General features: G+C 71.8%; 2 protein-coding genes and 1 pseudogene. 1 reads left to right on the plus strand and 2 read right to left on the minus strand.

All coding sequences use genetic code 11. From position 1 onward, the window contains the following. Positions 1–189 precede the first annotated feature (189 nt). Positions 190–807 (plus strand): class I SAM-dependent methyltransferase, encoded by a 618-nt coding sequence (locus tag MJ783_RS17270; RefSeq protein WP_239311538.1) that lies wholly within the window; start codon positions 190–192, stop codon positions 805–807. Here the strand turns inward: MJ783_RS17270 and MJ783_RS17275 are convergent. Together MJ783_RS17275 and MJ783_RS17280 are read right to left on the minus strand one after the other, a co-directional pair. Further along, the gene (locus tag MJ783_RS17275) at positions 766–1,932 is read right to left on the minus strand and encodes a hypothetical protein (RefSeq protein ID WP_239311540.1); all 1,167 of its coding nucleotides are present in this window, start codon (positions 1,930–1,932) and stop codon (positions 766–768) included. The genes MJ783_RS17270 and MJ783_RS17275 overlap by 42 nt on opposite strands. After that, positions 1,919–2,123: pseudogene (locus MJ783_RS17280) on the minus strand (SAM-dependent methyltransferase); the annotation flags it as partial. The gene MJ783_RS17275 and the pseudogene MJ783_RS17280, both read right to left, overlap by 14 nt.

A 2,123-nucleotide genomic window follows, 5' to 3' on the forward strand; every position in this document is an offset into this window, starting at 1 on the left:
GACAATATAGACAACATGGACAACGGTGATGGCGACGCTGTGGATGGCGACGGCAGGGCGCCTGCGAACAGCCATGACGACGGCACGGATGATCATAATCACGCCGATACCATGCCCCTCACGATCAGGAGGACGGCGGAGCCGGACACGGTCACGCTAAGCAAGATCCGTTAATAGCGAGGAGCGGGCGTGGATGGTGCGTTGCGGCAGGCGGCCGAGGCCGCGACGGGCTTCATGCCGGCGGGGGAGGGGCTCGCGCTGTACACCGCGGCGGCGCAGGTGCCCGCGGGCGTGCTGATCTGTGAGATCGGCACCTACTGCGGAAAGTCGACGCTGTATCTGGCGGCGGCGGCCCGGCGGGCTGGGGCCGCGGTCGTCACCGTCGATCATCACCACGGCTCGGAGGAGAACCAGCCCGGCTGGGAGTACCATGATCCGGCCCTCGTCGATCCCCGTACGGGCCGGCTCGACACCCTGCCGGCGCTGCGGCGTACCCTCGCGGACGCGGGGGTGGCGGATGTGGTGACGGTGGTCGTCGGCCGGTCCGAGGCGGTGGGGCGGTGGTGGACGACGCCGGTCGGGCTGTTGTTCCTGGACGGCGGGCACACCCACGAACAGGCTCAGGCCGACTACGAGGCCTGGGCGCGCCACGTCTCGCCCGGCGGCCGGCTGGTCATCCATGATGTGTTCGCGGACCCGGCGGACGGCGGTCAGGCGCCTTTCGCCGTGTTTCAGCGGGCGCTGGGCGAGGGTTTCACCGAGCGGTCACGCACGGGATCGCTGCGGGTCCTCGAACGCGCTGCCTGACCGGAGGTTTTCCGGCGGCCGGCCGGCCGAGCCGCGGCCGCAGGAACAGCCGAGCGGGATCGCTGCCGCACCCACCGCGCCGGGACCGGATGCCGATCGTCGCGCGGGCAGGCCGTCCCCGCGGAACGCGGCCTCGGTGACGCCGCCGGTGAGACTGTCGACGGCGAGCAGCACCGCCGCGGCCGTCCAGGTGCTCTGCTCCGGTGGCCAGTACAGCTTTTCGGCGAACTGCCAGCCCGTCCAGTAGCTGCCGTCGTTGTGCCGCAGGAACTGGATGTCTTCGAGCAGCCCGGCCGCGGCGCCGCTCTCCCCGACCAGATGCAGCGCGATCGCCAGCTCGCAGGTCTCGGCGCCGGTCACCCACGGCTGGTCGGCCACGCACCGGGCGCCGAGGCCGTCGACGACGAAGTCGTCCCACCGGCTACGCAGCCGGTCCCGGCCCCGCGGGCCGCGCAGCGCGCCGCCGATCACCGGGTAGTACCAGTCCATAGACCACCGGCGCTTGTCCACGAAGCGCTCCGGATGGTCGCGCAGAGCGTGGTGCAGGGCGCCGGCAGCCGCCTCCCAGCGGGGCACCGCCTCGCCGAGCGCGGCGGCGAGACCGAGCCCGCAGCGCAGACTGTGCAGGGTGCTGGAGCATCCGGTGAGCAGCGCCTCGGGGTAGGCGGTGCCGTCCGCCGAGCGTGCCCACCAGATCTGGCCGCCGGCGGCCTGCAGGCCCACGACGAAGTCGAGCGCGGCACGTACGACCGGCCACATCCGCCGCAGGAAGGAACGGTCGCCGGTGGCGAGCCAGCTGTGCCAGGCCGCGGTCGCCACGTAGGCGCACTGGTTGCTGTCGGCGAAGTCGTCCTTGATCTGACCGGCGACGTAGCTGGTCGCCCATGATCCGTCATCCCGCTGGGTGTGGCGGATCCACTCCCAGGCGGCGTCCACGGCTTCGATGGTGTCTGGCCGGCCGGCGATCCGTAGCGCCATCGCGCACTCGAGGTGATCCCACGGGTCGGTGTGCCCGCCCGGATACCAGGGGATGGCGCCGTCGGGCTCCTGGACGGCGACGATCGTGGCCGCGGTCTCGGCGATCGCGTCCGGGGTGAGCGGTGGGGTGGGCTTAACCGGCCGCACGCGGGACCTCCGGTTTGCGCAGATAGAACACGACGCTCTTGCCGATGAGCGGATTGAGCACCCGTTCGGCGAGGCGGGTGGGCCACGGCCGGCGCATCATGTCCCAGACCAGCACCCGGTGGTAGAGCCTGGTCGCGGGGTGGCCGTCGTTGTGCACTCCCACCAGGCAGCGCAGCCACCAGTACGGAGCC

Origin of the sequence: Protofrankia sp. Cj3 (assembly GCF_917627355.1) — a bacterium.
GTDB lineage: Bacteria > Actinomycetota > Actinomycetes > Frankiales > Frankiaceae > Protofrankia.